At 68.1% G+C, this 24,708-nt stretch carries 20 protein-coding genes; 6 read left to right on the top strand and 14 right to left on the bottom strand.

The window, feature by feature from the left end:
• Positions 1-4 precede the first annotated feature (4 nt).
• The gene (locus EIK80_RS01995) at positions 5-2,107 is read right to left on the bottom strand and encodes a bifunctional diguanylate cyclase/phosphodiesterase (protein ID WP_125155286.1); all 2,103 of its coding nucleotides are present in this window, start codon (positions 2,105-2,107) and stop codon (positions 5-7) included.
• Positions 2,108-2,370: 263 nt separating this feature from the next.
• Between EIK80_RS01995 and fdxA the strand changes: the two genes are divergently transcribed.
• From fdxA to EIK80_RS01965, 6 genes are all read left to right on the top strand, one after another.
• The gene (gene fdxA, locus EIK80_RS01990) at positions 2,371-2,712 is read left to right on the top strand and encodes a ferredoxin FdxA (RefSeq protein WP_125155285.1); all 342 of its coding nucleotides are present in this window, start codon (positions 2,371-2,373) and stop codon (positions 2,710-2,712) included.
• A gap of 461 nt (positions 2,713-3,173) precedes the next feature.
• Complete coding sequence (locus EIK80_RS01985; protein ID WP_125155284.1) at positions 3,174-3,677, top strand: CarD family transcriptional regulator; 504 nt, start codon at positions 3,174-3,176, stop codon at positions 3,675-3,677.
• 146 nt (positions 3,678-3,823) lie between these two features.
• Entirely contained in the window at positions 3,824-4,186 is a 363-nt protein-coding gene (locus EIK80_RS01980; RefSeq protein ID WP_125155283.1) for a BlaI/MecI/CopY family transcriptional regulator, read from the top strand.
• On the top strand, positions 4,183-5,403 hold the full coding sequence (locus tag EIK80_RS01975; protein WP_125155282.1) for a TonB family protein: 1,221 nt from the start codon (positions 4,183-4,185) through the stop codon (positions 5,401-5,403). The genes EIK80_RS01980 and EIK80_RS01975 overlap by 4 nt, the downstream gene beginning before the upstream one ends.
• Before the next feature lie 107 nt (positions 5,404-5,510).
• A complete protein-coding gene (locus tag EIK80_RS01970) occupies positions 5,511-6,800 on the top strand; it encodes a DUF5690 family protein (protein WP_125155281.1) in 1,290 nt (429 codons plus the stop codon).
• A 113-nt stretch (positions 6,801-6,913) separates the two neighbouring features.
• Entirely contained in the window at positions 6,914-7,303 is a 390-nt protein-coding gene (locus tag EIK80_RS01965; protein WP_125155280.1) for a DUF6491 family protein, read from the top strand.
• Positions 7,304-7,349: 46 nt separating this feature from the next.
• Here the strand turns inward: EIK80_RS01965 and EIK80_RS01960 are convergent, their stop codons facing one another.
• The 13 genes from EIK80_RS01960 to EIK80_RS01900 form a co-directional block, all read right to left on the bottom strand.
• Positions 7,350-8,354 (bottom strand): acyltransferase, encoded by a 1,005-nt coding sequence (locus tag EIK80_RS01960; RefSeq protein WP_125155279.1) that lies wholly within the window; start codon positions 8,352-8,354, stop codon positions 7,350-7,352.
• A gap of 40 nt (positions 8,355-8,394) precedes the next feature.
• Positions 8,395-9,762, bottom strand: coding sequence for a DUF1501 domain-containing protein (locus tag EIK80_RS01955; protein WP_125155278.1), 1,368 nt, complete (start codon positions 9,760-9,762; stop codon positions 8,395-8,397).
• Between the two features lie 8 nt (positions 9,763-9,770).
• Positions 9,771-11,489, bottom strand: a complete 1,719-nt coding sequence (locus tag EIK80_RS01950) for a DUF1800 family protein (protein WP_125155277.1) — start codon at positions 11,487-11,489, stop codon at positions 9,771-9,773.
• A gap of 78 nt (positions 11,490-11,567) precedes the next feature.
• Positions 11,568-12,563, bottom strand: coding sequence for a P-type DNA transfer ATPase VirB11 (virB11, locus tag EIK80_RS01945; RefSeq protein WP_125155276.1), 996 nt, complete (start codon positions 12,561-12,563; stop codon positions 11,568-11,570).
• On the bottom strand, positions 12,560-13,666 hold the full coding sequence (locus EIK80_RS01940; RefSeq protein WP_125155275.1) for a TrbI/VirB10 family protein: 1,107 nt from the start codon (positions 13,664-13,666) through the stop codon (positions 12,560-12,562). The genes virB11 and EIK80_RS01940 overlap by 4 nt, the downstream gene beginning before the upstream one ends.
• Positions 13,663-14,409: a TrbG/VirB9 family P-type conjugative transfer protein gene (locus EIK80_RS26050; RefSeq protein ID WP_158624626.1), complete on the bottom strand. Its 747-nt coding sequence runs from the start codon at positions 14,407-14,409 to the stop codon at positions 13,663-13,665. The genes EIK80_RS01940 and EIK80_RS26050 overlap by 4 nt, the downstream gene beginning before the upstream one ends.
• Entirely contained in the window at positions 14,406-15,575 is a 1,170-nt protein-coding gene (locus tag EIK80_RS01930) for a type IV secretion system protein (RefSeq protein ID WP_125155273.1), read from the bottom strand. The genes EIK80_RS26050 and EIK80_RS01930 overlap by 4 nt, the downstream gene beginning before the upstream one ends.
• Positions 15,575-17,947, bottom strand: a complete 2,373-nt coding sequence (locus tag EIK80_RS01925) for a VirB4 family type IV secretion/conjugal transfer ATPase (protein ID WP_125155272.1) — start codon at positions 17,945-17,947, stop codon at positions 15,575-15,577. The genes EIK80_RS01930 and EIK80_RS01925 overlap by 1 nt, the downstream gene beginning before the upstream one ends.
• The gene (locus tag EIK80_RS01920; protein WP_056045755.1) at positions 17,926-18,213 is read right to left on the bottom strand and encodes a type IV secretion system protein VirB3; all 288 of its coding nucleotides are present in this window, start codon (positions 18,211-18,213) and stop codon (positions 17,926-17,928) included. The genes EIK80_RS01925 and EIK80_RS01920 overlap by 22 nt, the downstream gene beginning before the upstream one ends.
• A 3-nt stretch (positions 18,214-18,216) precedes the next feature.
• Positions 18,217-18,537, bottom strand: a complete 321-nt coding sequence (locus EIK80_RS01915) for a TrbC/VirB2 family protein (protein ID WP_125155271.1) — start codon at positions 18,535-18,537, stop codon at positions 18,217-18,219.
• Positions 18,537-19,157, bottom strand: coding sequence for a lytic transglycosylase domain-containing protein (locus EIK80_RS01910; protein WP_199743343.1), 621 nt, complete (start codon positions 19,155-19,157; stop codon positions 18,537-18,539). Before EIK80_RS01910 ends, EIK80_RS01915 begins: the two co-directional genes overlap by 1 nt.
• Positions 19,158-19,748: 591 nt before the next feature.
• Positions 19,749-22,058, bottom strand: a complete 2,310-nt coding sequence (locus tag EIK80_RS01905; protein ID WP_125155270.1) for a TonB-dependent receptor — start codon at positions 22,056-22,058, stop codon at positions 19,749-19,751.
• A 103-nt stretch (positions 22,059-22,161) separates the two neighbouring features.
• Positions 22,162-24,690, bottom strand: coding sequence for a TonB-dependent receptor (locus EIK80_RS01900; protein WP_233586399.1), 2,529 nt, complete (start codon positions 24,688-24,690; stop codon positions 22,162-22,164).
• Positions 24,691-24,708 lie beyond the last annotated feature (18 nt).

The following is a 24,708-nucleotide window of genomic DNA, read 5'->3' as shown; positions in this document are numbered from 1 at the left end:
GCCACTAGGGGTTGACCCCGAACCCCTTCAGAAATCCCGCTACCTCGTCCGCCGGCATGGGCCGGCCGAAGTGATAGCCCTGAACCTGGTCGCAGCCGTAGTGCTCCAACGCCTTCAGTTGCGCGGCGTCCTCGACCCCTTCGGCGACCACCTTCATGCCCATCGAGGAGCCCAGGGTGATCACCGCTTTCACGATGGCCTCGTCCTCGGTGTTCTGGACGAAGGACTTGTCGATCTTCAGGCGGTCGATCGGGAATTGGCGCAGGTTGGCGAGGCTGGCGTAACCGGTGCCGAAGTCGTCCAGCGCGATCATCACCCCGGCGTCGTGCAACTGCTTGACGGTGCTGCTGACGAGATCCGAACCCCAGCCCATATAGACGTTCTCGGTGACCTCGATGGTCAGCCGCTCGCACGGCACGTTCCAGCGGGCCAAGCGCTCCTGGATCTCCTCGGCCAGGCGGCCCGAACGGAACTGGGCCGAGCTGATATTGACCGCCACGCGGCCGAATTCGACGCCGTCCTCCAGCCACTGGCGCATCTGCTTCAGCGCCGCCTCGAAGGCGACATCGCCTAGCTTCAGGGAAAGGTCCTGGTCCTCGAACGCCGCCATGAAGCGGGCCGGAGTCAGCACGCCCTGCTCGGGGTGAACCCAGCGCATCAGGGCCTCGAATCCGGCGACCTTGTTCTCGCGGATATCGACCACCGGCTGATAGAACAGGGTGAACTCGTTCTCGACCAGGGCCGCGCGGACGTCGCGCAGCAGCTCGAGCCGCCGCTCGACCTCGGAGCGCATCGACGGCTCGAACACGATGCTGCGGTTCCGGCCGGCCTCCTTGGCGCGATACAGCGCGATGTCGGCGTTCTTGATCATGTGGGCCGGATCGGCGTCCGGGTCGCCGTGCAGGGCGGCCCCGATGCTGGCGCTGGCCGTGAAGCTGCGGCCGCCGTGCTCGATCGGCTGGCGCAGCAGGTCCTGCAGCTTGCCGATCGGCCGGGTCATGTCGGCTTCGCCGTGCAGTCCCCTGAGGATCACCGCGAACTCGTCGCCGCCAAGGCGCGCCACCGTGTCGTTGCTGCGGAAGGCGCGCTGCAACATGCCGGCCAGTCGCTTGAGCAGGGCGTCGCCGGCGTCATGGCCCAGGCTGTCGTTGATGTCCTTGAAATGATCGACATCGATCATGATCAGGCCGAACATCTCGCCCAGCGTCTCGGACGCCGTCACCGCCTCCTGGAAGCGGTGCTGGAACAGGGCGCGGTTGGGCAGCCCGGTCAGTGGATCCTTGAAGGCCAGGGTCTCGATCGCCTCGGTCTGGCGGCGGCGGTCGGTGATGTCCTTGAAGAGATTGACCAGCTTCTCGGGCTTGCCGTCGGCGCCGACGAACACCTTGCCGACCGAGCGGACCCAGGTCTCGACGCCATCCTCACGATTGAGCTTGAACTCGAAGACCCGCGCCTCGCCGATCTTGCGGGTGGCCACCAGGTCGGCGCAGCGCTGGCGGTCCTCGGGATCGACGATCTCGAGCGGGTCGTCCTTGAAGGTGCAGTACTTCTGCAGAGCGGGCGCGTGGCCCGAGAAATAGACCTCCTTGGTCCGCAGGTCGTATTCGCGGACCAGCAGATCATCCAGTTCCAGAGCCATGGTCAGGCGCTGCTTGTCGCGCTCGGCGCGCAGTACGCTGTCGGCATAGCCGGTGACGTCGCGCGCGGTGATCATCACCGCATAGGTCTCCTCGCCCCCTGAGGCCGCGTCCCGGCAGGCGCTGAACTCGGTGCGCCAGACACGCTGCGCGCCCTCGGCGTCGACGGTCGGCAGGTAGCGCGAGAAGGCGATACCCGCCTCGGCGCAGATCAGCAGCGATCCGACGTCCTCGGACGCCACCAGACCGCCCGCTCCGGCGTCGTCGCCGAGGGTCAGGCTGGGCGCTATGCCTTGCCGCGCCCACTCGCGGCTGACGGCGACCAGCACAAGGTCGCGATCCAACAAGGCCGCGGCGAACGGAACCTCGCGGACGAACTCGCCGAACGCACGGGCGCGCGCCTTGGCCAGGGCGCGCGTGGCGGCGTCGGCCTCTGGAACGGGTTGGGCGGCCAAGGCTTCAATTTTCATCGGTGTCGGCTTCCCGACTTTGTTTTTATTGGGCGTTTCCAATCCCACATATTGGCGTTCGTTCGATAAGAAAGTGTTTGCGGCGGCAACACCTCCGAAGGGCGCATTGTCGCGTCCGTCGGGCACGGCCTCAGAAAGAGGGCAGAGACTGGCTACGCATAGAGAATTCCTGGGCGCGCGCGCGGCCAAGCCGCATTGACAAGCGAGCTTCAGACTTCGAAAACGCCCGCGCCGAACTCTGTCCGACATCATTCGAGTTATCGATGACCTACATCGTCACCGACGCCTGCGTCCGCTGCAAGTTCATGGACTGCGTGGAGGTATGTCCGGTTGATTGCTTCTACGAGGGCGAGAACTTCCTCGTCATCAATCCCGACGAATGCATCGACTGCGGCGTCTGCGAGCCGGAGTGCCCGATCGACGCCATCAAGCCGGACACCGAGGATGAACCGGACGGCAAATGGCTGAAGATCAACGCCGACTACGCCAAGATCTGGCCGAACATCACCGTCAAGGGCGAGCCGCCCGCCGACCGCGAGGATTTCGAGCGCGAGACCGGCAAGTTCGAGAAGTACTTCAGCGAAAAGCCCGGCAAGGGCTCGTAAGCTCGCTGGCGCGCCCGTTCTGGTGGGATATCAGAAACGGGTCGGCAGGCTCGGCTTCCAGCGCCAGGAATGTGGCGGGCGTTGAAGCCGCTTAGATTTCGACTGCCGCGCTCCGTCGCGATTTCTCAAGCTTGATCCCCCGCCAAGCCGCGAAAGCTTGGCGGCGCGCCCGCCTTTGCCGGACGCAACCCTTTCATAGGGCTGAATTTTATGCTATTGTCGCTGTCGACGTGACGGTTGCGGCTAATCGCGACGGTCCGTCTTGTCGAAGAAGCCGTTTCAGCAAACCAGTTTGAACCGGCCCGCCCGATCGAAGGCGAAGGGTGTCTTAGAGATCTATTCCCAATCCTGACAGGTCTGGCCCCGCGCACCTTCTTCCGCGGAGCAAGAACCTGTCGTTTTTGATTTGGGAATGGAACACGGCGTTCGGGCCCCGCGGGCCCGCATAGATGAGGACGAACATGAGCAAGAGCGGTCTGGAATTCTCGGTCAGCGACCACGTCGTTTACCCCGCGCACGGCGTTGGCACCATTCAGGCGGTCGAGACCCAGGAAGTGGCCGGTATGTCGCTCGAAGTCTACGTCATCACCTTCGACCACGAGAAAATGACCCTCCGCGTTCCGACCAAGAAGGCCAAGACGGCCGGTCTGCGTCCGCTGGCGGAAGGCGGCACCGTTTCGCAGGCGCTCACCACCCTGAAGGGCCGCGCCCGCGTGAAGCGCACCATGTGGTCGCGTCGCGCCCAGGAATATGAAGCCAAGATCAATTCGGGCGACCTCATCTCGATCGCCGAGGTGGTCCGCGACCTGCACCGCGCAGAGAACCAGCCGGAACAGTCCTACTCGGAACGCCAGCTGTATGAATCGGCCCTGGACCGCATGGCCCGCGAAGTCGCCGCCATCGAGCGCATCGACCGCGAAGCCGCCATCGGCATCCTGACCAAGTCGCTGGTCAAGGCCGCCTAAGCGTCCCTACCGTTCCGGCTACCGAAAACGCCCCTCGCCTCGCGGGGGGCGTTTTTGTTTGCCCGCGCCCTGGACGAACAGCGGTTGACCAAACCGATGACAGCTGTCAACGTCGACTCGTTGACAGCTGTCATCAGGAGGCGACCATGAAGATCAGTTCGGCGGAAAGCGTCGTGATGGAGGCGCTGTGGCGCCGTAGCCCCCTGACCTCGGAGGCCATCATGGCCGAGGTCCGCGAACCGCAAGGTTGGACCGAGGGCACCGTGAAGGTGCTGATCAGCCGCCTCCTGAAGAAGAAGGCCATCGCCGCCCAGGCCGAGGGCCGGCGCTACCTCTATTCGCCGCTGGTCTCGCGCGGATCCTATGTCCAGAGCGAGAGCCAGGGCCTGCTGGATCGGCTGTTCGGCGGCCGTCTGGCGCCGCTGGTCACCCACTTTTCTGAAGGCGACAAGCTCAGCGACGAGGACATCGCCGAGTTGAAGGCCCTGATCGAGAAGATCGGCAAATGAGCGCGGCGATCCTTCCCGTCGTCCTCCAGGCCAACCTGGTCCTCGCCCTCGCCGTCCTGGCGATCCTTGCCCTGCGCCGACCCGTGCGAGAGCGCTTCGGCCCGCTGGCCGCCTACGCCCTATGGCTGGTCGCCCCGATCTGCTTGCTGGCGGGCCTGCTCCCCGTCCATGCCCCGCCGGCGGTCGCCACGCCCGTCGTAACCCTGGTCGGCGCCGGCGCGCGCGGCCTGGCCCCCGTGGCCCGGCAGGCGGCAAGTCTGACGCCCTGGCTGGTCGCGGTCTGGGCGTGCGGCGTGATGATCACGGCGGCGTTGTTCGCCGCGCGCCAGGTTCAGTTCGTCCACGCGCTGGGCCGCCTCACAGCGCTGGAGAGCGATCCCGACATTCTGCGTGGCGAGCACCTGGGCGGCGGGCCGATGCTGCTGGGCGCTGTTCGGCCGCGCATCGTCGTCCCGGCCGACTTCGAGACGCGCTTCGCCGGCCCAGCCCGCCGTCTGGTCCTCGAACACGAGCGGGTCCATCAGGCGCGCGGCGACGCCGCGATCAATGGATTGGTGGTCGGCCTGCGCTGCCTGGCCTGGTTCAACCCGCTGGCTCACCTCGGCGCCCGGCGTTTCCGCGTCGACCAGGAGATCGCCTGCGACGCCGCCGTCACCACCGCCAGCCCCGAAGACCGGCGCCTCTACGCCGAACTGCTGCTCGGCGCCGCCATGACCCCTTTTTCCGCACCGTTCGGCTGCCACTGGCCGGCGACCGGCGTCCATCCCCTGAAGGAGAGACTGATGATGCTGAATGTTGTTTCCACGACGACCGCCCGCCGGCGCGCGGGTCTGGTCCTGGTCGGCGCGATCGCCCTGGCCGGCGCCGGCACGGTCTGGGCCGCCACCCCCGCGCCCGCCAAGCCTTCGATCATCGCGCCGGATTGGGCCACGAAGCCGACCGCCCAGGATCTGGTGCGCTACTATCCCGCCGAGGCCGCCAAGGCGAAACTCCCCGGCCGGTCGACGGTCAGTTGCGACGTCAAGCTCGACGGGCATCTTGAGAACTGCACGGTGCTTTCGGAAAGCCCGACGGAGGCTGGCTTCGGCGAGGCGACCCTGGCGCTGACCCAGTACTTCCAGATGAAGCCGGCCTCGCTGGACGGCAAGCCGACCGCCGGCGGCAAGGTCACCATTCCGATCGTTTTCCAGGCCGGGCCCGACGCCCCCAGCCAGTAGCCTGACCAGAAGGCGCTCCGACCACGGAGCGCCTTCGTTCCCCTGATTGCCCGCGCGCGACAAAGCAGGCTAGCTGAATACCTTCAGCCTTGGGGACGAAATTTCGCATGGACGCCAGGGCCGAAGCCAAAGCCCCGCAAGGCGCGGTCACCCACTTCCTGGCCTCGGCCCCGCCCTGGGTGTTCGCGCTCTACGGCGGTCTTTCGTCGTTCGCTGTCTATTTCGCCATGTTCGGCTATCGCAAACCGTTCACCGCGGCCGCCTTCGCCCATCCCGACGGCTGGCCGTTCGCCTTCGACTTCAAGATCGCCCTCGTGATCGCCCAGGTCGCCGGCTACGCCACCGCCAAGTTCATCGGGGTCAAGGTGATCTCCGAGATGAGGGCCAGCCGCCGGGCCGCGGCCATCCTGATCCTGATCTTCGGGGCTCAGTTGGCGCTGCTGCTGTTCGGCGTGCTGCCGACGGTGATCGGGCCGATGGCGCTGTATCTGAACGGCCTGTGCCTGGGCATGATCTGGGGCCTGGTGTTCGGCTTTCTGGAAGGCCGTCGCCTGACCGAGGTCCTGGGCGCCATGCTGTGCGCCAGCTTCATCCTGTCGTCGGGCGTAGCCAAGTCGGTCGGCAAGATGCTGCTGCTGTCCAATGTCGCCGAAAAGTGGATGCCGGCCGTGGCGGGTCTGGTCTTCGCGCCGCTGATGCTGATCGCCGTGGTCGCTCTGGCCCAGTTGCCGCCGCCCTCGCCCGCCGACGAGGCCGAGCGCGTACGCCGCGCGCCGATGAACGCCAAGGATCGCGCCGCCCTGTTCGCCGCCCACGCCCCGGCCCTGATCCTGCTGATCGCGGTCTATGTGATGCTGACGGCCCTGCGCGATTTCCGCGACAACTTCTCGGCCGAGATCTGGACCGAGCTGGGTTTTCCGAACGCCGCCTCGATCTTCACCCTGTCGGAGTTGCCGGTGGCGGCCATCGTTCTGGTCGGCCTGGCCGCCCTGATGGGGGTCAAGGACAACCGCCGCGCGGTGACCTTCAACATCGGTTTCGTGGCCCTGGGCTTCGCCCTGCTGGGCGCCTCGACCCTGGCCTACCAGTTGCACATGCTGCCGCCAGTCTGGTGGATGATCCTGGCGGGCGCCGGGCTCTACATGGGCTACACGCCGTTCAACGCCATGTTGTTCGACCGGATGATCGCCGCCACCGGCAAGGTCGGCACCGCCGGCTTCCTGATCTATGTGGCGGACTCGTTCGGCTATGTCGGCAGCATCTCGCTGCTGCTGGTGAAGTCGTTCGGTCACTTCGACATCGCCTGGGGCCAGTTCCTGGCCATCGGGGCCTATGTCGCCTGCGGACTGGGCCTGGTCGGCCTGTTCTTCGCCAACCGCCTTCTGGCGAAGCCATGACCCCGTCCAGGTCGGCATGCGATCTCGCGACGAACCACGCCCGGCGCCCCTTGAACTTTAACCAGCGTCGGCGCGACAATGCCGACGGCGGGCGTCCTTGGAAGTAAGAGCTCATGCGTGTTCTGATCGCCTCGGCGGCCGTGCTGGCCATCCTCGGCGCCGCTCCAGCCTTCGCGGCCGATAAGCCCGAAAAGCCCAAGCCCGATCGCAGCCAGTGCTTCCGGGCCGACGACATCAACGGCTTCAGCGTCGTCGATGACCAGACCGTCGACGTCTCGATCGGTCCGCGTAATGTCTGGCGCCTGACCCTGTTCTCGCCGGCCCGCGACATCGACACGGCCGTGCGCATCGCGGTCGAAGCGCGCGGCAGTTCGTGGGTGTGTCAGGGCATGGACGCCATGGTGATCGCACCAGGCCCGTTCGGCGTGCAGCGCTATCCGGTGACCGCGGTCCGCAAGCTGACCCTCGAAGAGCTGGCGCTGAAGAAGAAACCGAAGTCCTAGAGCATTTTCCGACGAAGCGGATGCCGGTTCGTCGTCAGAAAATGCTCTAGACGGGCTGTTCCACCCGCCCAGGGACCAGGTTCACCGCGCCAGGCAGGCGCGCCTTCAGACGCAGGGCCGGCTTCTCGACCAGGAACCACGACGCCGCCGCGAACGGCAGGGCCAGGGCAAGCGAGGTCAGCACATCGAGGCGGCCGTGTTCGGCCAGCACCTGCTGAAGCGGGAAACTGTAGATATAGAGGCCATAGGACAGGTCGGCCGGCAGCCTCGGCGCCGGCATTCGGCCCAGGGCCACGACGGCCAGGGGCAGACCCAGGAACCAGGCCGGGGTCGGCAGCAGGACGAGACCGACCGCCGCCGTCCAGGCCGGCGGCTTGACGTCAAACGCCTCGAGCGCCGCCCCGCACAGGAACAGCCAGCCATTCAGAGTCGCCAGCGAGGCCAGTCGCGCCAGTTCGCCCCGCGTGTCGAGGCCGGTGAAGTGGACGACCAGGAAAGCTCCACCCGCCAGCAGCGCCAGCCCGGCCAGCACCGGCGCGCGCGCCAACCGCAGGGCGCCGAGCGCGGCCAGACCCAGATAGGCGGTGAACTCCAGCCGCAGGCTCCACAGCGAACCATTGACGACATTGGGGTACGGCGCGTCCGCGAAAACACCCGGCAGGTCGTAGGTGACGGCGTAGAGGCTGAGATTCTTGAGCACATAGAGCAACGGCGCGGCGTCGCCGAAATAGTCCGCGACCGGAAGGTCGCTGACCAGCGGCCCCAGCACCAGCGCGGTCAGAAGCAGCGCCGCCAGCAGGCCCGGCGCGATGCGCAAGACCCGCTTGGCCAGGAAGACGCCGACGCCTGGCGTGCGGCGCAGACTTGCGGTGACCAGATAGCCGCTGATCACGAAGAAGATCCCGACGCCCAGCGCGCCGGGATCGGGTCCCCATCCGATCATCCAGGGCGCGGCGCCGTTCAGCACGCGGGCGTGATGAACCACCACCAGCGCGGCCGCGATCAGCCGGAGGCAGTCGAAGCCATTCGCGGGTGAGCCGGGCCGAGACACCCACCCTGCTTAAGGGCGCCCGTCCCGACCTGGCAAGCGGTTAGCCGAACAGCGGCACCGGCCCACGCCCGCCGCCGTTCCAGGCGCTCCAATTAGGGAATACATAGGGCAGATCGGCGGCGCTGACGCCGTACCATCGGGCGATAGCGCCGACATATTCCTCGGTGGCGATCGAGGGGATCCAGCGGCCGTCGTTGGAGGCGTCCTCCGGGCCGCCGAAGGTCACGTCCGGATAGCGGCCGTGCACCTTGCCGTTAGCGAGCGCCCCGCCGACCACCAGGTGGTTCGAGCCCCAGGCGTGATCGCTGCCGCCGCTGGCGTTGCCTTTGTAGACGCGGCCGAAGTCCGACATCGTGAAGGCGGTGACGTTGTCTTGCAGGCCCAGGGCCTTCATGGCGTTGTAGAAGCCGGCCAGGGCGTTGCCGAGGTCGGCATAGAGGTTCTTGTGCGCCGCCACCTGGTTGGTGTGGGTGTCGTAGCCCCCCTGGCTGACGAAGAAGGTCTGCTTGGCGTGGCCCAGGGTGTTGCGCGCCTCGATCATCCGGGCCGCCCGTAGCAGCTGGCGGGAGATGTCCGAGGTCAGGGCCGCGCCGGTGGTCGGATTGACGAAGTGCTTGTCCACCGCCGAGGTCGTCGCCGTGACGATGCTGTTGGCCTGCACCGCCTGGGCGTAGGCCGAGGACATGCCCTTGCCGGTCAGGTCGGTGATCGCGCCGTACGAGGCGGCGTCGGCGAAGACGTCCAGAGCGGCCTGGCGGGCCTTCACCGCCGCGTCGGTGCTGGCGGCGTTATAGCCGTTGCGGACGATCGAGCCCGACGACGGCAGGATCAGCGGCGCGGTGCGGTCGCCGATCAGGGCCAGGTTCGAGCCGCCGATCGAGATCAGCGGCGGCAGGTTGGCCGTACTGCCGGCGCGGTCGTGGATCCGCCCCATGAAGCCGTCCTTGTTGGCGGCCCGCATGCGCATGCCCTGCCACTGGTTCTGCTGGTCCTCGTGGGACATCAGGTTGACCGGGCGCAGGTCCGGGCGGCTGGTGTAGAGGGCCTTGGTCAAGGGCGCGAACAGCGTGCCGGTGTTGAGCACCACGCCCAGGCCGCCGTCGTCCCAGACAGACTTCAGGGCGGTCATCGACCCGTGGAGGCCAAAAGCCGTGCCGGTCAGGGGCGCGAGGCTGCTCTGAGCCAGGGCCAGGCTCGCCCCGCGCTGCTTGGCGTAGTCGGCGTAGCGGCCGTCGGTGGGCGCCACCATGTTCCAGGCGTCGTTGCCGCCGAACAGGAAGACGCCGACCATGGCGCGGTAGGCGCCGCCATCGGCGGCGAGCGCGCTGGAGAGGCCCAGTTGGCCCAAGGCCGCGACAGCCGAGCCGCCCGCGACCATCTGCATGATTTCACGACGAGAAACGGTCATGGTTACGCCTACCGATCGACTTGGAAGAGCGGCGAGGAAGCCGCGATGTAGAGAGCGACCTGGGCGCGCTTGCGGGCCTGCAGGGCCGGGTCGTTGTTCTTAACGGCGGCCATGGCCGTCACCAGCGCCTGGCGCTGGGCGGACGTCATCGTACCGTTCAGCAGCACGAGGTTGATGCGGTCGATGGTCTTGCCGTCGTTCGTCCCGTTGGCTTCCCAACTGGCCCAGTTGGGGATCGTGCCGGTGGCGCCGAGGGTCGGCTTGAACTCGCCGCGCGTGGCGTCGCCGCCGACCGTCCAGTCGTAGAGGAAGTTGTGGCGGGCGATGATGGTGGAGGTGGTCATCAGCTTGGTGACCGGGCTGAGCAGACCCGCGCCTTGCGGCAACGGGAAGTCGTAGGGGTAGTAGTTGAACACCGACGGCGCGCGGAACGGGGCCTGGCCCATGCCGGCGTCGCGCGTCGTGAAGGCATAGCCGTCGGTCGTGTAGCCGATCGCCCGGGCAAGCGACGTGGCCAGCAGCACCGGCTCCTTGACCTTGCCCGGCAGTTGCGAGCCAGTGCGGGCCTCGCTGTCCAGGTAGATCGCCTTGACCACCGCCTTCATGTCGCCGCGCACGCCCGCGCCGTTGTCGGCGAAGACGGCCGCGACCCGCCCGACATAGGCCGGGGTCGGATTGGCGATGGTCAGTTGCTGGATCAGCCGCTTGCAGATGTAGGGACCGGTGTTGGGGTGGTTGAACACCGCGTCCACCACGGCGTCGACGCTGACCTGCTGGGTGGCGTTGGCCGGCACGGTCTTGCCCAGGAAGCTCTTGGCGCCGGTATCGTAGCGCGCGGCATAGACCACCATCGGCTTGGTCCAGTCGCGATTGGTGTTGTCGGTCAGGGCCGCGCCGTTCAGGCGGGCGTAGGTCCAGCCGCTGAGCGCCCGGGCCACTTCCTTGACGTCGGTGTTGCTGTAGGCGGCGATGGTCGCGCCGGCGTTGTCCGTCTGCGGCGTGCCATCGGGATTCAGCAGGACCGTGCCGACCGAGAACAATTGCATCAGTTCGCGGGCGTAGTTCTCGTTGGGCTGGCTCTTGTTGCTGTCGGCCATGTCCAGGTAGTCGCCCATGTACGGGTTCAGGGTGACGGCCTTGAGGATGTCGCGGTAGTTGCCGAACGCGTTGCTCAGCAGGATCTGGTTGAAGGTCGCCAGGCCTGCGGTGTTGCCGACTTCGACGGCCGAGGCGACGATGATCTGCGACAGGGCGAAGGCGACCCGCTGGCGCAGCTGGTCGTCCTTGCCGATGGCGTTGGCGTAGAACCGCATCTGCATCGGCGTGGCCGTGAAGTTGTCGCGATTGCAGTTGGTCAGATCGGTCCCGGTCAGGGTCGAGCAGAAGTTGCTCGGCACGGGCTTGGCCGCCATGTCGGCGTAGCTGCTCGAGGAAAGCGCGAACTGCTCGTTCAGCCACGCTTCCGCGCCGCCCAGGGCGTAGATATGATCGATCAGCTCGAGCGTCGGCCCAAAGCTGCCCTGCTTGGCGAGACGGGCGGCCGTTTCGCGGGTGAAGTCCTCCGGCGCCGTCGGCGAGGTGCCGCCCAGGCCGCCGGTCGCGATCGACGCGGGCTTTTCGGCGCTGGACGATCCGCCGCCGCTGTCGCCGCTTGAGCCGCCGCCGCAGGCGGTGAGGAAGAAAGCCAAACTCAGCGCGGCCGCCGAGCCAAGGTCCTGTTTACGCATGACAAGGTCCCTGACGCGCCGCGAGGGGGCAACGCGCCTTAAGCTGGAAAACCAGGAAAATTGAAGGGTTGTGCGGGCTTAGCGGTCTGGGAAGACGACCTCCCGGACCACTCTGACGCCGTTCTGGCGGTGAAGTTGGACGAACACGTCGACGACGCGCCCGACATGGTCGACCACGTCGGCGCGGCGAAGATTGGCGCCGGCCTGCAGCGCCATCAGCGCCAGCTGTTCGACCGCGCCGGCGGGATCGTCGGCATGAACCGTGGTCATCGAGCCAGGGTGTCCACTGGACACGGCGCGCAGGAACGAGAAGGCTTCGGCCCCGCGCAGCTCGCCCAGGATGATCCGGTCAGGCCGCAAGCGCAGCGAGGCCTGCAGCAGATCCTCGGCCGTGACCCGCGCCTCGCCCTGCTCGCCGCGCGTGGCCACCAGGCCGACGGCGTTGGGGTGGACCAGGCGGATCTCCGGCGCGTCCTCGATCAGCACGAGACGCTGGTCGAGCGGGACTTCCTTGAGAAGGGCGTTGAGAAAGGTGGTCTTGCCGGCCCCGGCGCCGCCGCTGACCACGATGTTCTTGCCGGCCCGCACGGCGCCGGCCAGGAAGTTGCGGATGTCTCCCGCATCGAGAAAGGCCCGCAGGATCGCGTCGGCGTTGGCCTTCGGGACCAGGACCTGATCGAAGGCGCCGGACGCGGCGTAGTCTGTCAGGGACAGATCGCTGACCACGTGCTTGCGGATCGCCAGGGCCAGGCCCTCGCGCGTCGCCGGCGGGGCGACGACCTGCACACGGGCGCCGTCGGGCAGCACGGCCGAGAGCAGCGGATGCTCGCGACTGACGCCCTGGCTGGACAGGCTGGCGACCTGGCGGGCCAGCCGCCACAGGTTGGTCTCGTCCAGGGCCGGGACCTCGACACGTTCGGCGACGCCTCCCAGGCGCTCGACCCACAGCTCGCCGGGACGGTTGACATAGAGGTCCGTCACGGCCGGCTCGGCCAGCCACGGCGCGAGCGGAGCGAGATAGGCCTCCAGATAGACGCCCAGTCTCGAAAGAGGGAGCTTGGCGGGGGCGGTCATTGCCGCACGCCCGAGAAGTCGAGGTCGCGGGCCACGAAGATCGTCACCGGCGCGCCCTGCGGAGTCTGGATGGTCGGGGCGACCTGGTCGCTCTTCATCACCGTGCCCGCCAGGTTGGCCGCCTCCGACGCAGAACCGATATAGATCTGCGAGGTCGAGCGGGTGTTGCCCACGGCCGCGACGCCGGCGTTCAGCACCGACATCAGGATCGAGCCGCCGAAGCGGCTGAAGAAGTGGCGGTCGACCTTGCCTTCCAGCCCGCCGCGCCCCAGCGGGTCGGCGGCCGGAGACGCAATCTGGATCGAGACGCCGTCCGGGCGGATCACCCGGGTCCAGACCACGAAGACGCGCGAGGCGCCCATGGCCACGCCCGACTTGTACTGACCGATCACCCGGCTGCCGCGCGGGACCAGCACGGTCGAGCCGTCGAAGCTCTTGATGTCGCGGGTGACCATGGCTCTCGCGAGGCCCGGCAGGTCGGAATTGATCGCCGTTTCCATCACCGCCGGGATCACCGCGCCCTGCGGAATCATGGCGTCGAGGTTGCGCATGGCCGTGGCCTTGGCCGGCTCGGCGTCGCTGGTCCCGACTCGGTCGGCGAATTTCTCGTCGGCGTTCAGGCCGTTGTCGACGGCCTTGCCAGCCATCGGCGCGGCCTGATCCGTCGCGACGCGGGCCTTAATCAGAGCTGGCGCGCCGCCGAAGTCGACCACCAGGGTCGGGGCGCGGCGGCGCTGGTCGAGATCGGCTGGCGGGGTCGGCGGCAAGGGCTTGGCGGTCATGGCCGCGACCTGAGCCGGAGTCGGCGGCAGGCTGTTGTTCTCGGTGAACTGCGGACCTGGGATGACGGCTGGCGGCGCGGCGGGCGCGCTCATAGCGGTCGTAGCCGCGGCCTCGACCTTGGCTGGGCGCGGCGGACGCGGCCGGGCGTCGGCGCGGTGACTGGCCATCCACAGGAAGACCGCGACGCCGAGCAGGCCAAAGCCCGCCACGATCACCGGCGTCGGCAGACCGGCGTGAGCGCGGGCCACGGCCGGGCGCGCCAGGGCGTCGGCGTCGGCGAGATCCCGCTGGACTTGGGCGGACTGGCGGGGATCGCTCATCGGACGGCCTGCTGTGTAAAGGCGGCGTTGGTCACGGTCAGGCTGGACTTGCCCGAACGCAGGACGAAGCGCGGGGCCAGTTGGTCGACGACCAGATAGCCCTCGCGGACCGCGGCGTTGGCCAGGCCCTCGACGCCGTCGCCGCCGACCACGAACACCGCCGGCAGGTCGGCCTGGACCGGCCAGGCGAAATAGGTGGCCACACCGTCGTCGAAGACGCGGGTCGGCTGGATCACGGCGTCGCCCTTCACGACATAGGCGCTGTTGCGGACGACCGGCGCGCTCGGCGGCGCGGGCGGCGGCGCGATGATGGCGACGGGCGCGGGCGCCGGGACCAGGAGCCGGACCACATAGGCCAGGTCTTTCGCCGAGGCCTTGGGTCCGGCCACGACCAGCTCGAACACGTAGCGGCGGCGGTCGGTGACCACGGTCATGTTGGTGGCGGCCGTGCGGTCCAACGGCTTGAGGAACAAAAGGTTGGCCTTCTTGTTCGGCGTCACCTGCCAGCCCATGGCGTCGCCGATCGAGACGTTCTCGATCCGCTCGTCGGGGGAGAACTCCAGCATGGTCTGGATGCCGAAATAGCCGGTCAGGCGCACGACCTGGTCGGGGTCGTAGGCGACGGTGCGGATGCGCGGATCGACGGCGCCGGGGCGCGGGGTCTCGGTAGCCAGCGCGGGGCCGGCCAAGGCGACGCCCAGGGCCACGGCGGCCAGAAGAATGCGGGGGCAAGCGAAGGTCACAGGTCTCTCCGGGCGCTGGAGGCGGCGCGGCGGGGGGCGGGCGTGCGGCGATAGCTCTGGCCCAGAGGCGCGATGGGACCGGCCTGGGCGGCGGAGCCGGCCGTCGGGCCGCGATCCGACACGACGGTCAGCATCCGAGGCCCGATCGGATCGGACGACGGGGCGACGGGCTCTCGGCGGTCCATGGCCACGGCGGCGGCGGCGATGGCGGCCGCCCGGCCCATCGGCTCGACCTGAGCGGTGGCGTAGCGCGGGGCGCCAGGAACGGCGTTCCGGTCCGACCAGGCGGCGCCGGCCAGGCCGCGCGGCAGGCGCAGGCCGGCGGCGATGACGCCCAGCGCGATCACGGCCAGCAGCATGACCAGGGCGAAGACCGTGGTCAGCACCAGCACCGTCACGGCGGGGTTGATGTCGAAGGCGGCGAACTGCTGGGCCGCGCGCGCATCGGCCAGGGCTCTCAGCGATGGGGCCAGCATGGCCAGCTCCAGCGAGAGGGTCAGGGTCGCGACCAGCGGGGTCAGGGCCAGGGCGATCATCGCCTTCAGCCACCCCTCGACCAGGCCGCGCGTGGCCTCGAACAGGGCGAGGCCGACGACCAACGGCGCCAGGGCCAGAAGGATGGCCAGCACGACCTTGCTGGCCAGCAGCACGCCCAAGGTGGACAAGACGAGCGTCATGCCGCCGGTGTTGACCGCGAAGGCGCCGAAGCCCGGCCCGCCCTGGGTGGCGGCGGCGCCGACGCTGGCGCGACTGGCCATCAGGGTCGCCGACTGCTGCAGGCCGTCGAAGGCGTCCTGCAGGCGCGTGAACGGCGCCTGGCCCTCCAGCAGCACACCACCCAGTTCGGTCGGGGCCTTGGTCAGGGTGTCGTAGACCAGGATCTGGAACAGGCCCCAGTTGGAGGCCAGGGCCACGACCAGACCGATCTTCAGCATCGACAGGGCCGCGTCGCCAACCCTGAGCCCCCCGCGCCCCAGGATCAGGCGATAGCCGATGAACACGATATAGAGGGTCAGCAGCCCGGTCAGCAGCAGACCGACCGGCGAGCCCGGTCCGGCCAGGGCCGCGAAGCCACGCTCGGCCAGATCATGAACCCGGCAGTCGACCGAGCCCATCAGGCCCGGGACCATCGGGGCGTCGACGGGGAGTTGGGCGCAGGACGCCATCACGCGGCCCTCACCAGTTGGGCCATCCAGGCCTGGGGATCATCGCCCAGCTGTTCGCGCAGGGCGTCCAGCTTGCGGACGCTGGTCTCGCGGCCCGACAGCACGGTCAGCAGCTCCGGCGCACCGGCCAGGTTCAGACGGGCGACGACGCTGTCGGTCCCGTGCTTGATCAGGAAGCAGCGCGAGGTGTCCGGCAGGGTCTTGACCAGCTCGAACTCGTACTGGGTCAGGCCGAAGCCTTCGCAGTAGTCCTTCGCTTGCGCCTTCGGGTTGGCCATGAAGATCTGGGTCGCGGCCTGTTCGATGATGGCGCTGGCGATGCGACTCTCAAGGGCGTCCTGCGCGCTCTGGGTGGCGAAGCCGACCACGCCGTTGCGCTTGCGCAGGGTCTTTTCCCAGTCGCGGATGCGCGCCACGAAGACGTCGTCGTCCAGGGCCTTCCAGCCCTCGTCGATGACGATCAGGGTCGGGTGACCGTCCAGGCGCTGCTCCACGCGGTGGAACAGGTACATCATGGCCGGGGTGCGCAGAGCCGGGTCGTCCAGCAGCTGGGTCATGTCGAAGCCCAGGGTCAGGGCGTCGAGGTCCAGGCCGTCGGCCTCGTTGTCGAACAGCCAGGCGTGCTCTCCGGTCCCGTGCCAGGGCGCGAGGCGCGCGGCCAGATCGGCGGCGTCGGGACGGCGGGCGCCCCGGAACAGCTCCGCGAAATAGCGCAGGCGGCGCAGGCCCGGGGCCTGGTCGAAGCTGGCGTCGACAGCGTCCTTGATCCGCGCGATGTCGTCGGCAGACAGGGCCTCGCCCGGAACCGAGACCAGCTTGGCGACCCACTCTGTCAGGAAGCGACGGTTACCGGCCGTGTCCGGGAGGACCAGCGGGTTGAAGCCCGTCGGCTGGCCGGGACGCAAGGTCTCGTAGCGGCCGCCGATGGCGCGCAGGAAGATCTCCGCGCCCCGGTCCTTGTCGAAGAACACGATGCGCGGGCTGTACTTGCGAGCCTGGGCCAGCAGGAAGTTCAGCACCACGGTCTTGCCCGAGCCCGACGGGCCGATGACCGTGAAGTTGCCGAGATCGCCCTTGTGGAAGTTGAAGTGATAGGGGCCGGCCGAGGTGGTCTCCAGCAGCGTGACCGCCGGGCCCCAATGGTTGGCGTCGGCCTGGCCGACCGGGAAGTTGTGGCCGCTGGCGAAGCCGGCGAAATTGGCGGTCGAGATCAGCGCCTTGCGCGCGATGTCCTTGAAGTTGCCCGGGAACTGGGCCCAGAAAGCCGGCTCCAGATTGATGTCCTCGCGCACGGCGATGGCGCCCATCTCGGTGAAGGCCGACATCACCTCGGCGGCCAAGCGGTCCAGGCCGTCCAGACTCTCGCCGCGCACCAGCACGGTCAGGTGATGCTCGCCGAAGGCGGCGCGACCCGAGACGACATCGTCCTTGGCGCGGGTCAGGTCGGCGCGCAGGGACAGACCATCGTCGTCGGCGGCCTTCATCCGGCGCAGGGCCAGGTTCATGCGCTCCAGGGTCGGCTGGCGGTCGACGAAGCCGAAGCTCTGGGTGATGACCATCTCGCACGGCAGGCGAAGCAGATCGTCCAGCATCCCCGGCGTGGTCTGGGCCGGATAGTCCTTGATCGAGACCATGGCCCCGAAGCCGCGCGCCAGGGCGCCGGCGCGGGAGAGCTCCAGCGTCTCCAGGCCGAAGCTGGCGCGGCGGTACGGCAGGTACTCGCCGGCGTCGCCCTGCGGGACCAGCACCGGGCGCATCTCGCCATTGTAGAGGCAGGACAGGAATTCCAGCGGCTCGGAGCAGCGGCCCGTGGCGCCGTCATAGACGCTCAGCACCCGGGCGCCGTACGGGGCCAGGGCCGAGATCAGGCTGTCGCGGGCGCTGTCCAGCTCGCGGCGGTCGGCGGCCTGGACGGCGGCGGCCTCGGCCTTGCCGGTCCCCTTCAGGGCGCGCAGAACGCCGTCGATGACGCCGCCGTGGCCCTGCAGCGGACGGCGGACGATCGTCAGGAACAGGTCGTTGACGTAGAGCTTCCGCGCGGCCAGGCGCTCGCTCCAGGCAGCGTCGAGCTCGGCGCTGAAAGCGTCCGGAAACGCCCCCTGCGTGCGGGCGTCGACCTGGCGGCGGACCACGTGGTGGTAGATGGCGAAACGCGAGCTGGAGAGGCCGCGCAACATCACGTCGCGCACGGCCTTGCGGTAGTTCAGCTCCTCGCTGTCGGCCGTCTCGAACGGCAGGCCGGCCAGATGGATCACCTGCATCAGCAGGCCATCGCGCGTCTCCAGCGTGACGTCGTCGAGGTGACGGGCGTACGGCAGGCGCTTGCCGGCCGTCATTTCCTTGCGGGGGTTCAAGCGCTGTAGCTGTTGCATCGCCAGGCTCGGAAATTGGGTACGCGGGGACAGCGGCTGACCTTGGTCAGCCAGAGATCGAAGATGCGGGGTTCACGCAGGCACGCCGCGTAGCCGATCGCGTGGATCACCAGCGCGGCCGCGATGGCCCAGAACGACTTGGTGATCAGGAAGAGTTCGGCCGTCACCACGCCGTTGATCACGAAGTAGCTGTAGGTCACGCCCGCGAACATCTGCGGGCGCGTCAGGGCGCCGAACACCACGTCGCGATCCAGCGGCGCGGCCATGGCCTAGGCCGCGCCCGAGGCGGCGCGGATGCCGCTGACGATCGTGGTGGCCCCGAACAGGATGAAACAGCCCAGGATGACCGTCGCGCCGTAGCGCCAGTTGAGACGACCGGTCAGCATCATGAAGCCGACCGCGGCCACGGCCATCACCGCCACGGCGGTGGCGACATTGCCCATCAGCGACCCTTGCAGCCACATGACGCCGGCCAGCAAGGCGCTGGAGCCTTGCGGATCGGACGGCGCGGCCTGGGCGTGAGCCTGACTGGCGGCGGCGGTGACGGCGGCGGCCAGGCCGGCCGCCTTCGGTTGGAAGAACTTACGCATCACTGGGAGGCTCCAAGAACGGGGACGGCGAGAGGCGCGCCGGAAGCGGCCATGCGACCGAGGATCGAGGTCACGTAGGCCTGGGTTTCAGCATAGGGCGGCACGCCGCCGTGCTTGCGGACGGCTGCGGGGCCGGCGTTGTAGGCGGCGAGCGCCAGGCGGACGTCGCCGCCGAACGCCGACATCATCCGGCGCAGATAGAGCGCGCCGCCGCGAATGTTCTGGACCGGGTCGTGGGGATCGACGCCCAGGTCGCGGGCGGTGCCCGGCATCAGCTGCATCACCCCGATCGCGCCCTTGTTCGAGCGGGCGTCGGGACGGAAGCGGCTCTCGCGCCAGGCCACCGCCTCGACCAGCTTCGGGTCCAGGGCGTAGACGCTCGCGGCGGTCGAGATCTGCTGACGGACGGCGTCCGCGCCGATCGCGGCGTCGGCGGCGGGCGCGTCCAGGATCAGCGTCTTGGCGCCGTCGTCTGTGAACACGACGGGACCGTCGAACCGGGTCACAGCGCCGTCGGCGCCGATCTCCAGCACCTGGGCCGAGGCCGGCCGGGCCACCAGGCCGCCGATGAACATCGCCACGGCCAATAACGCGGCCTGACGGGCGAAAACAAAGCTCAAGTACGCCCCCTTTACTCGACGGGTACAAATCGGTCCGATCGACCAATATGTATCCGGAGTACTCAATCGGGGTAATGCGGCAGGTTAGCGCATTCGCATTTTGAATTCAGCGTCAAAAATACTGATCAATAAGAGCTTTTTATGCTCAAGCTTGGCGAAATGTCGACCTTTCAACTTATATTAGATTATTAACTATCTCTTAATTCATGGAATGGCGCGACACTCTGCTTCCAGAGAGCTGATCGCGAGAGAACATAATCCAACAAACTTCGCCGAAGGCCTCCGAACACGATTGCCTGTGGATAGAATCACTCGGCAGCCTACGGTTCAGTTTAGTCAGGGGCGTTCCATGTCGGCGTTGAACAAAACCAGGAACTGGCTGTCTCGTAACTTCGCGGGCAGCCTGCTCGGCGGATGGCTGATGATCGCGATTATCGGCGGGTACAACGTCTTCCACTGAGTTCGCCAAATCCGCGCCGGCCAAGGGCGTCGGCGAACTGGCGAGAGCATGGCCGATGACGCTGGACACGCAGCTGGCGCGTGAAGCGCCCGAGGCGACGGGCGGGCGCTAAGCCCACCCGTCACTGGACTCTAGAAGCGCTTGCGGACCTGGAAGCCCGCCGTGCGCGGATTGATGCTCACCACCTGCTGCTTGTTGTTCACAGCCGAGGTCACGCTCATCAGCCCGACTTCATCGGTCACGTTGTTGACGAAGAGGTACGCGCCCCAGTCCGCCCCCTCGACCCCGGCGCGGAGGTTGGCGTAGCCGTAGTCGCCCTGCTTCTCGTAGTAGACGTAGGTCGGACGGAACTGCGAGGCGGACTCCCCGACATAGGCGTAGTCAGCGCGAACCAGACCGTTCATGTCGCCCTTCAACGGCCAGGTGTATTCGACCGCGGCCGAACCGCTGAACTTGGCCACGTTCGGGAACTTGTCGCCGCGCAGGCCGGTCGAGCCGGTGATCAGGATGGTCGAGTTGGCCTGGTCTTCCGTCAGCTTGGCGTCGACGACGGCCGCGGTGCCGCTGATCGTCAGGCCGGAGATCGGACGGGCCGTGGCCTCTATCTCGAAGCCCTTGATCTTGGCCTTGCCGGCGTTGGTCAGATAGCTGAAGGCCCCGTTGGCGCTGGTCGCCGAGATCTGCATGTTCGACCAGTCGATCTGGTAGACGGCCGCGTTCAGGGTGAGGCGACGGTCGAACCACTGGCTCTTGATGCCGCCTTCGTAGTTCCACAGGCTGTCGGGCTGGTAGGCCAGAAGCGCGCTGGCCAGGCCGGGCACGTTGTTGGCGCCGCCCGGACGGAAGCCCTTGGCCGCCACCGCGTAGACCATGACGTCGGACGTGACCTGGTACGACGCGTTCAGCTTGCTGACCCAGCCATCCGCGCTGGCGTCGACCTCGGCGGCCGGCCCGACGTAGGACTGGGTGATGAAGTTGCTGATCAGGACCTGGCCGGAGACGGTCTTGTCGTACTTGAAGCGGCGCAGGCCGCCGGTCAGGGTCAGCTTGTCGATCGGCTTGTAGGACACTTCACCGAAGAAGGCGGTCTGCTTGGTGTCGGTGCCGACGTGACGCCAGGCGGTCAGGTCGTTGGGATTGATGACGCCCGTGGTCGCGTCGCCCTTGGCGACCTTGCTCTCGATATAGTCCTCGCGCTTTTCGAGATAGGCGCCGGCCGTCCAGTCGAGCTTGTCGTCGAACAGCGAGCCGGTCATGCGCAGCTCGTGGTTCCACGAGGTCAGGCCCATGGGTTGATACAGCGCGCCCGGGGTGCGGCTGTCGGCATAGGCGGTGAAGGCCGTCAGCTGCGTCGCCGTACAGGCCGGGTTCGTGGAGCCCGTCGCGGCCGGACCGCCGGCGACCCAGTTGCGGCACGCGGTGGCGTTGGCCCGGCTGCCCGACAGCGTCGGGCTGTAGTCGGAATTCCGCAGCAGCGTCCACTTGTAGTAAGACGAGGTCGCCGTGACCGTGGCGAAGCTCAGGTCCCACTTGCCCGTGACGTTGTAGAGCCGCAGGTTGTCACTGGTCGGGGCGATGACGCGGGCGTTGGTCTTGTACTCTTCCTTACCCAGCGCGGGGTACCAGCTGTTCTGACCGTCCAGGGTGGTCTTCTGGTACAGGCCCGTGGCGTTGATCGTCAGGTTTTCGGTGGGCGTGAAGCCCAGCATCAGGCGACCGCCGCTGGAGTGCTGGTCGTTGATGTCCTTCTTGTTCAGCAGGACGTCGTCGACATAGCCGCCGCCCTCGGTCTTGTAGAGCACCAGGCGCGCGGCCAGCTTGTCCTCGATCAGCGGCACATTGACCATGCCCTTGACCGAATAGCCGTTGCTGCCGCCCTTGGTGCTGGTTCCCTGGGCTTCGACGGCGCCGGCGTAGCGGCTGGTGTCGGGCTTGTTGAGGATCACGCGCAGGGTGCCGCCCATCGAGCCCGAGCCGTAGAGCGTGCCTTGCGGACCGCGCAGGACCTCGACGCGCTCGGCGTCGAACAGGTTGACGTCGGCGCTGGTCGAGCTGGCGTCGGCGGTCGTGCCGGCGGGACCCGTCAGCGGGGTTTCGTCGTAGTAGAGGCCCACGGTGGCTTCACCGGCGCTGCGCACGCCGCGCAGGGTCAGGCGACGGCTGGTCGGCGAGTTGCCGTCGACCTGCAGGTTCGGAACCGTGCGGAAATAATCCTGGATGCCCTGCGCGCCCAACGCCTGTAGCGACTTCTCGGTGACCGCGCTGACGCTGATCGGGGTGGTCTGGACGGTGGTGGAGCGCTTCAGCGCGGTGACGATCACTTCCTCGATCGTGCCGGCGTCCTTGGGTTCGCTCGACTGGGCGAACGCCTGGCCGGCGACGAGGCTCGTCAGGGCGCTAGCGCCCAGGGCGAGGGCCCGAAGGCCTCGAAACTGCATCATTGTAGATCCCCTATTGTCGGCGCGCTCGACGGCGGCCTGTAGGATCAGACGCAAGGGCGAGACGCTTCCTCACCCCGCCGGCGCCAAAAAGGACGCGCCCGGATCAGAAGCGGCGTTCGACGCCCACGCGCAGCATGCGCGGCGCCACGCCGAAATACTCGACCGGGCCCGAGGTGTTGCGCGTCGCGGTGGCGCGACCGGCTCGGTCCAGCAGGTTGTCGAGCGACAGGTCAAGGGTCCAGGCCCGGCCCTCGAGGCTGAAGCTGACGCCGAAGACCGCGTAGCCGCCCATCTTCAGATAGTCGCTATTGGCGGCGTTGAAGGCCGAGCGCGCGGTTCCGGCATAGGAGCCGTCGAGGCGAAGCCGGCCGGCAAGGTCGCCGGGCAGGGCCCAGCGACGCTCCATCGAGGCCGAGGCCGTCATCCGGGGTACGATCGGCAGGCGGTCGCCCTCCAGCCCCAGGCCGATCGCGGTGTTGGTCAGTTGGTCGGCGGTCAGGCGCGCGTCGGTCACGGTCAGGGAGCCCGCCAGAGTCCAACCCATCACGCCCTGGGCGGCGGCCTCGAGCTCCAACCCATGGATGCGCGCCGCGCCGATATTGGTGACGTAGTTGAAGGCGCGGTTCTGGGTTTGGGCGGCGTACTGCATGTCTCGCCAAGCGATCCTATACAGCGCCACATTGCCGGTGAGGCGTCGGTCGGCGCTCTGGACCTTCAACCCCAGTTCGGCGTTGTTCAGGCGGTCCGAGCGATAGACGGCAAGAGTCTCGGGCAGTCCAGGCACCACATTGACGCCGCCGGGGCGAAAGCCCTGCGAGACCTGGGCGTAGCCGAACAATCCCGGTCCGAACTGGCGGCTGGCGAGCGCCTTCAGGCTCCAGCCCTGCTCCTGGGTCCGCGCGTCGATCGCATAGTCGGCCCAGGTGCCGGAAACGACATTGGCGACCTGCACCGCGCCACGGTCTCGCTTGTGGTAGTCGAAGCGCCGCGCGCCCAGGGTCAGCTGGGTCCGAGGCGCGATGGCGTAGGACATCTCGCCGAAGACCGCGCTTTGAGTGAGATGGTTCTCGATGTCGCGACGGCCGATCAGCACCGGCGGTTCGGCCAGGGCGCCGGTATCGGGATCCACGTGCCGCACCTGACTGTCGATGGAGTCGCCGCGCACCTCGCGGTAGGCGCCCAGCGTCCAGGTCAGTGGCCCCTCGCCGACCGACGAGACCCGGACTTCGTGGATCCGGGCGGTCAATTCAGCCGGTTGGTTCAGGATCGCCGGATAGACGCTGTCGACATAGGCCGAGTAGCTGGCCATCTGCGTGGCGTCGCAGGCCTGGGCCAGGGGGAACATCCGCGCGCAACCGGCCGCGTTGGTTCGTTCGCCCAGCAGTACGCCGCTGTAGTCGGAGCGGCGGGTCAGTCGCCAGCGGTACCAGGACGACACCGCCGTGAGATCCACCGCGTCGCCACGCCATTTCAGGGTCGCCGCCGTCAGGTCGATGTCGCCGTCGAAGGGCGCGCGAGCGGCGTGGACGGTCCGCCAGGGGCCGGCCGTGTCGTTCCAGGCCGAGATGTCGTCGCGGCGGCTCGCCTGATGCGTCGCCGACACCAGGGCCGAAAACCGCGACCCTGGCGCCCAGAACGCCGCCAGCCGCGCGCCCCGCACGCGGCTGGCGTCGACATCCTTCAGCCCCAGCCGAACATTGTCGATCACACCGGGCTGGCGCTGGTCGTAGGCCGTCAGGCGCAGGGCAAGGGTCTCGGGGATCGCGACGAGGTTCAACGCCGCGTTCGCCCCACCGCCTTGCCCGCCGTGAGCGGCGGAGGACAGCGCAGCGCCGACCGAGGCGGAATCCGCCGAGAGTTCGGGGCGCTTGAACAGAATCCGTAGCGCCCCGCCCATCGCGCCCGAGCCGTAGAGCGTGCCCTGCGGTCCCCGCAAAAGTTCGACGCGGTCGACATCGACCAGGGCCAGCTCCGGCGCCATCACCCCGGGATCAGCCGTGGTGCCCACCGGTCCGGTCATCGGCGTCTCGTCGTAATAGAGCCCCGTCGTCGCTTCGCCAGCCCCGTAGACCCCCCGCAACACCAGGCGCCGGCCAAAGGCGGTGGAGATCAGCTTCAGACCCGGCAGCAGGGGCGCGGCCTTCTCCAGGTCGACTATGCCCGCTCGCGACAGTTGCTCGCCAGAGAGCACGGTCATGCTGATCGGCGTCTGCCGCGCCAGACTGGAGCGCTTCAGGGCCGTCACGACGACCGAATCGATGGCCACGGACGGCGGTGGCGGCGCGGCCGCCCGCGCGGTCGCCGCCGAGCTTCTCGCCGGCTGGGCGGCCGGCAGCACCAGGAAGCTGCGCCCTTCGAGCTGGACCGTGAGTCCCGACCCCGCCAGCAGCTGGTGCAGCGCCGCCTCCGCCGTGAACACCCCGCTCAAGCGCTCGCTGCGCTTGCCCTGGGTCAGGGCGGGCGAAAACAGGATTTCGCGATCGCTCCTTAGCGCCAGCTGATTTAGCGCCTGGCTCAATGGTTGCGCGGGGATGTCGAAGCGGAGGGCGGCGTCCGGGCGGCGCGGCGCGGCGATCGCCGCCGCCGCCGCGGTCGCCGCGGCTGTCAGGGCCGTGGCGCACAGCAAGGCCAAGACGGCGCCGCGCCTCGC

It is taken from the genome of Caulobacter sp. 602-1 (assembly GCF_003931565.1).
In the GTDB taxonomy this organism is placed as follows: domain Bacteria; phylum Pseudomonadota; class Alphaproteobacteria; order Caulobacterales; family Caulobacteraceae; genus Caulobacter.
This window is presented reverse-complemented; position numbering and strand designations above follow the sequence as displayed.

Excerpts from the sequence above, each read along its gene's own strand:
- EIK80_RS01995 (WP_125155286.1), bottom strand. The coding sequence starts at position 2,107 with ATGAAAATTGAAGCCTTGGCCGCCCAACCCGTTCCAGAGGCCGACGCC.
- fdxA (WP_125155285.1), top strand. The coding sequence starts at position 2,371 with ATGACCTACATCGTCACCGACGCCTGCGTCCGCTGCAAGTTCATGGAC.
- EIK80_RS01985 (WP_125155284.1), top strand. The coding sequence starts at position 3,174 with ATGAGCAAGAGCGGTCTGGAATTCTCGGTCAGCGACCACGTCGTTTAC.
- EIK80_RS01980 (WP_125155283.1), top strand. The coding sequence starts at position 3,824 with ATGAAGATCAGTTCGGCGGAAAGCGTCGTGATGGAGGCGCTGTGGCGC.
- EIK80_RS01975 (WP_125155282.1), top strand. The coding sequence starts at position 4,183 with ATGAGCGCGGCGATCCTTCCCGTCGTCCTCCAGGCCAACCTGGTCCTC.
- EIK80_RS01970 (WP_125155281.1), top strand. The coding sequence starts at position 5,511 with ATGGACGCCAGGGCCGAAGCCAAAGCCCCGCAAGGCGCGGTCACCCAC.
- EIK80_RS01965 (WP_125155280.1), top strand. The coding sequence starts at position 6,914 with ATGCGTGTTCTGATCGCCTCGGCGGCCGTGCTGGCCATCCTCGGCGCC.
- EIK80_RS01955 (WP_125155278.1), bottom strand. The coding sequence starts at position 9,762 with ATGACCGTTTCTCGTCGTGAAATCATGCAGATGGTCGCGGGCGGCTCG.
- EIK80_RS01950 (WP_125155277.1), bottom strand. The coding sequence starts at position 11,489 with ATGCGTAAACAGGACCTTGGCTCGGCGGCCGCGCTGAGTTTGGCTTTC.
- virB11 (WP_125155276.1), bottom strand. The coding sequence starts at position 12,563 with ATGACCGCCCCCGCCAAGCTCCCTCTTTCGAGACTGGGCGTCTATCTG.
- EIK80_RS01940 (WP_125155275.1), bottom strand. The coding sequence starts at position 13,666 with ATGAGCGATCCCCGCCAGTCCGCCCAAGTCCAGCGGGATCTCGCCGAC.
- EIK80_RS01930 (WP_125155273.1), bottom strand. The coding sequence starts at position 15,575 with ATGGCGTCCTGCGCCCAACTCCCCGTCGACGCCCCGATGGTCCCGGGC.
- EIK80_RS01925 (WP_125155272.1), bottom strand. The coding sequence starts at position 17,947 with ATGCAACAGCTACAGCGCTTGAACCCCCGCAAGGAAATGACGGCCGGC.
- EIK80_RS01920 (WP_056045755.1), bottom strand. The coding sequence starts at position 18,213 with ATGGCCGCGCCGCTGGATCGCGACGTGGTGTTCGGCGCCCTGACGCGC.
- EIK80_RS01915 (WP_125155271.1), bottom strand. The coding sequence starts at position 18,537 with ATGCGTAAGTTCTTCCAACCGAAGGCGGCCGGCCTGGCCGCCGCCGTC.
- EIK80_RS01905 (WP_125155270.1), bottom strand. The coding sequence starts at position 22,058 with ATGATGCAGTTTCGAGGCCTTCGGGCCCTCGCCCTGGGCGCTAGCGCC.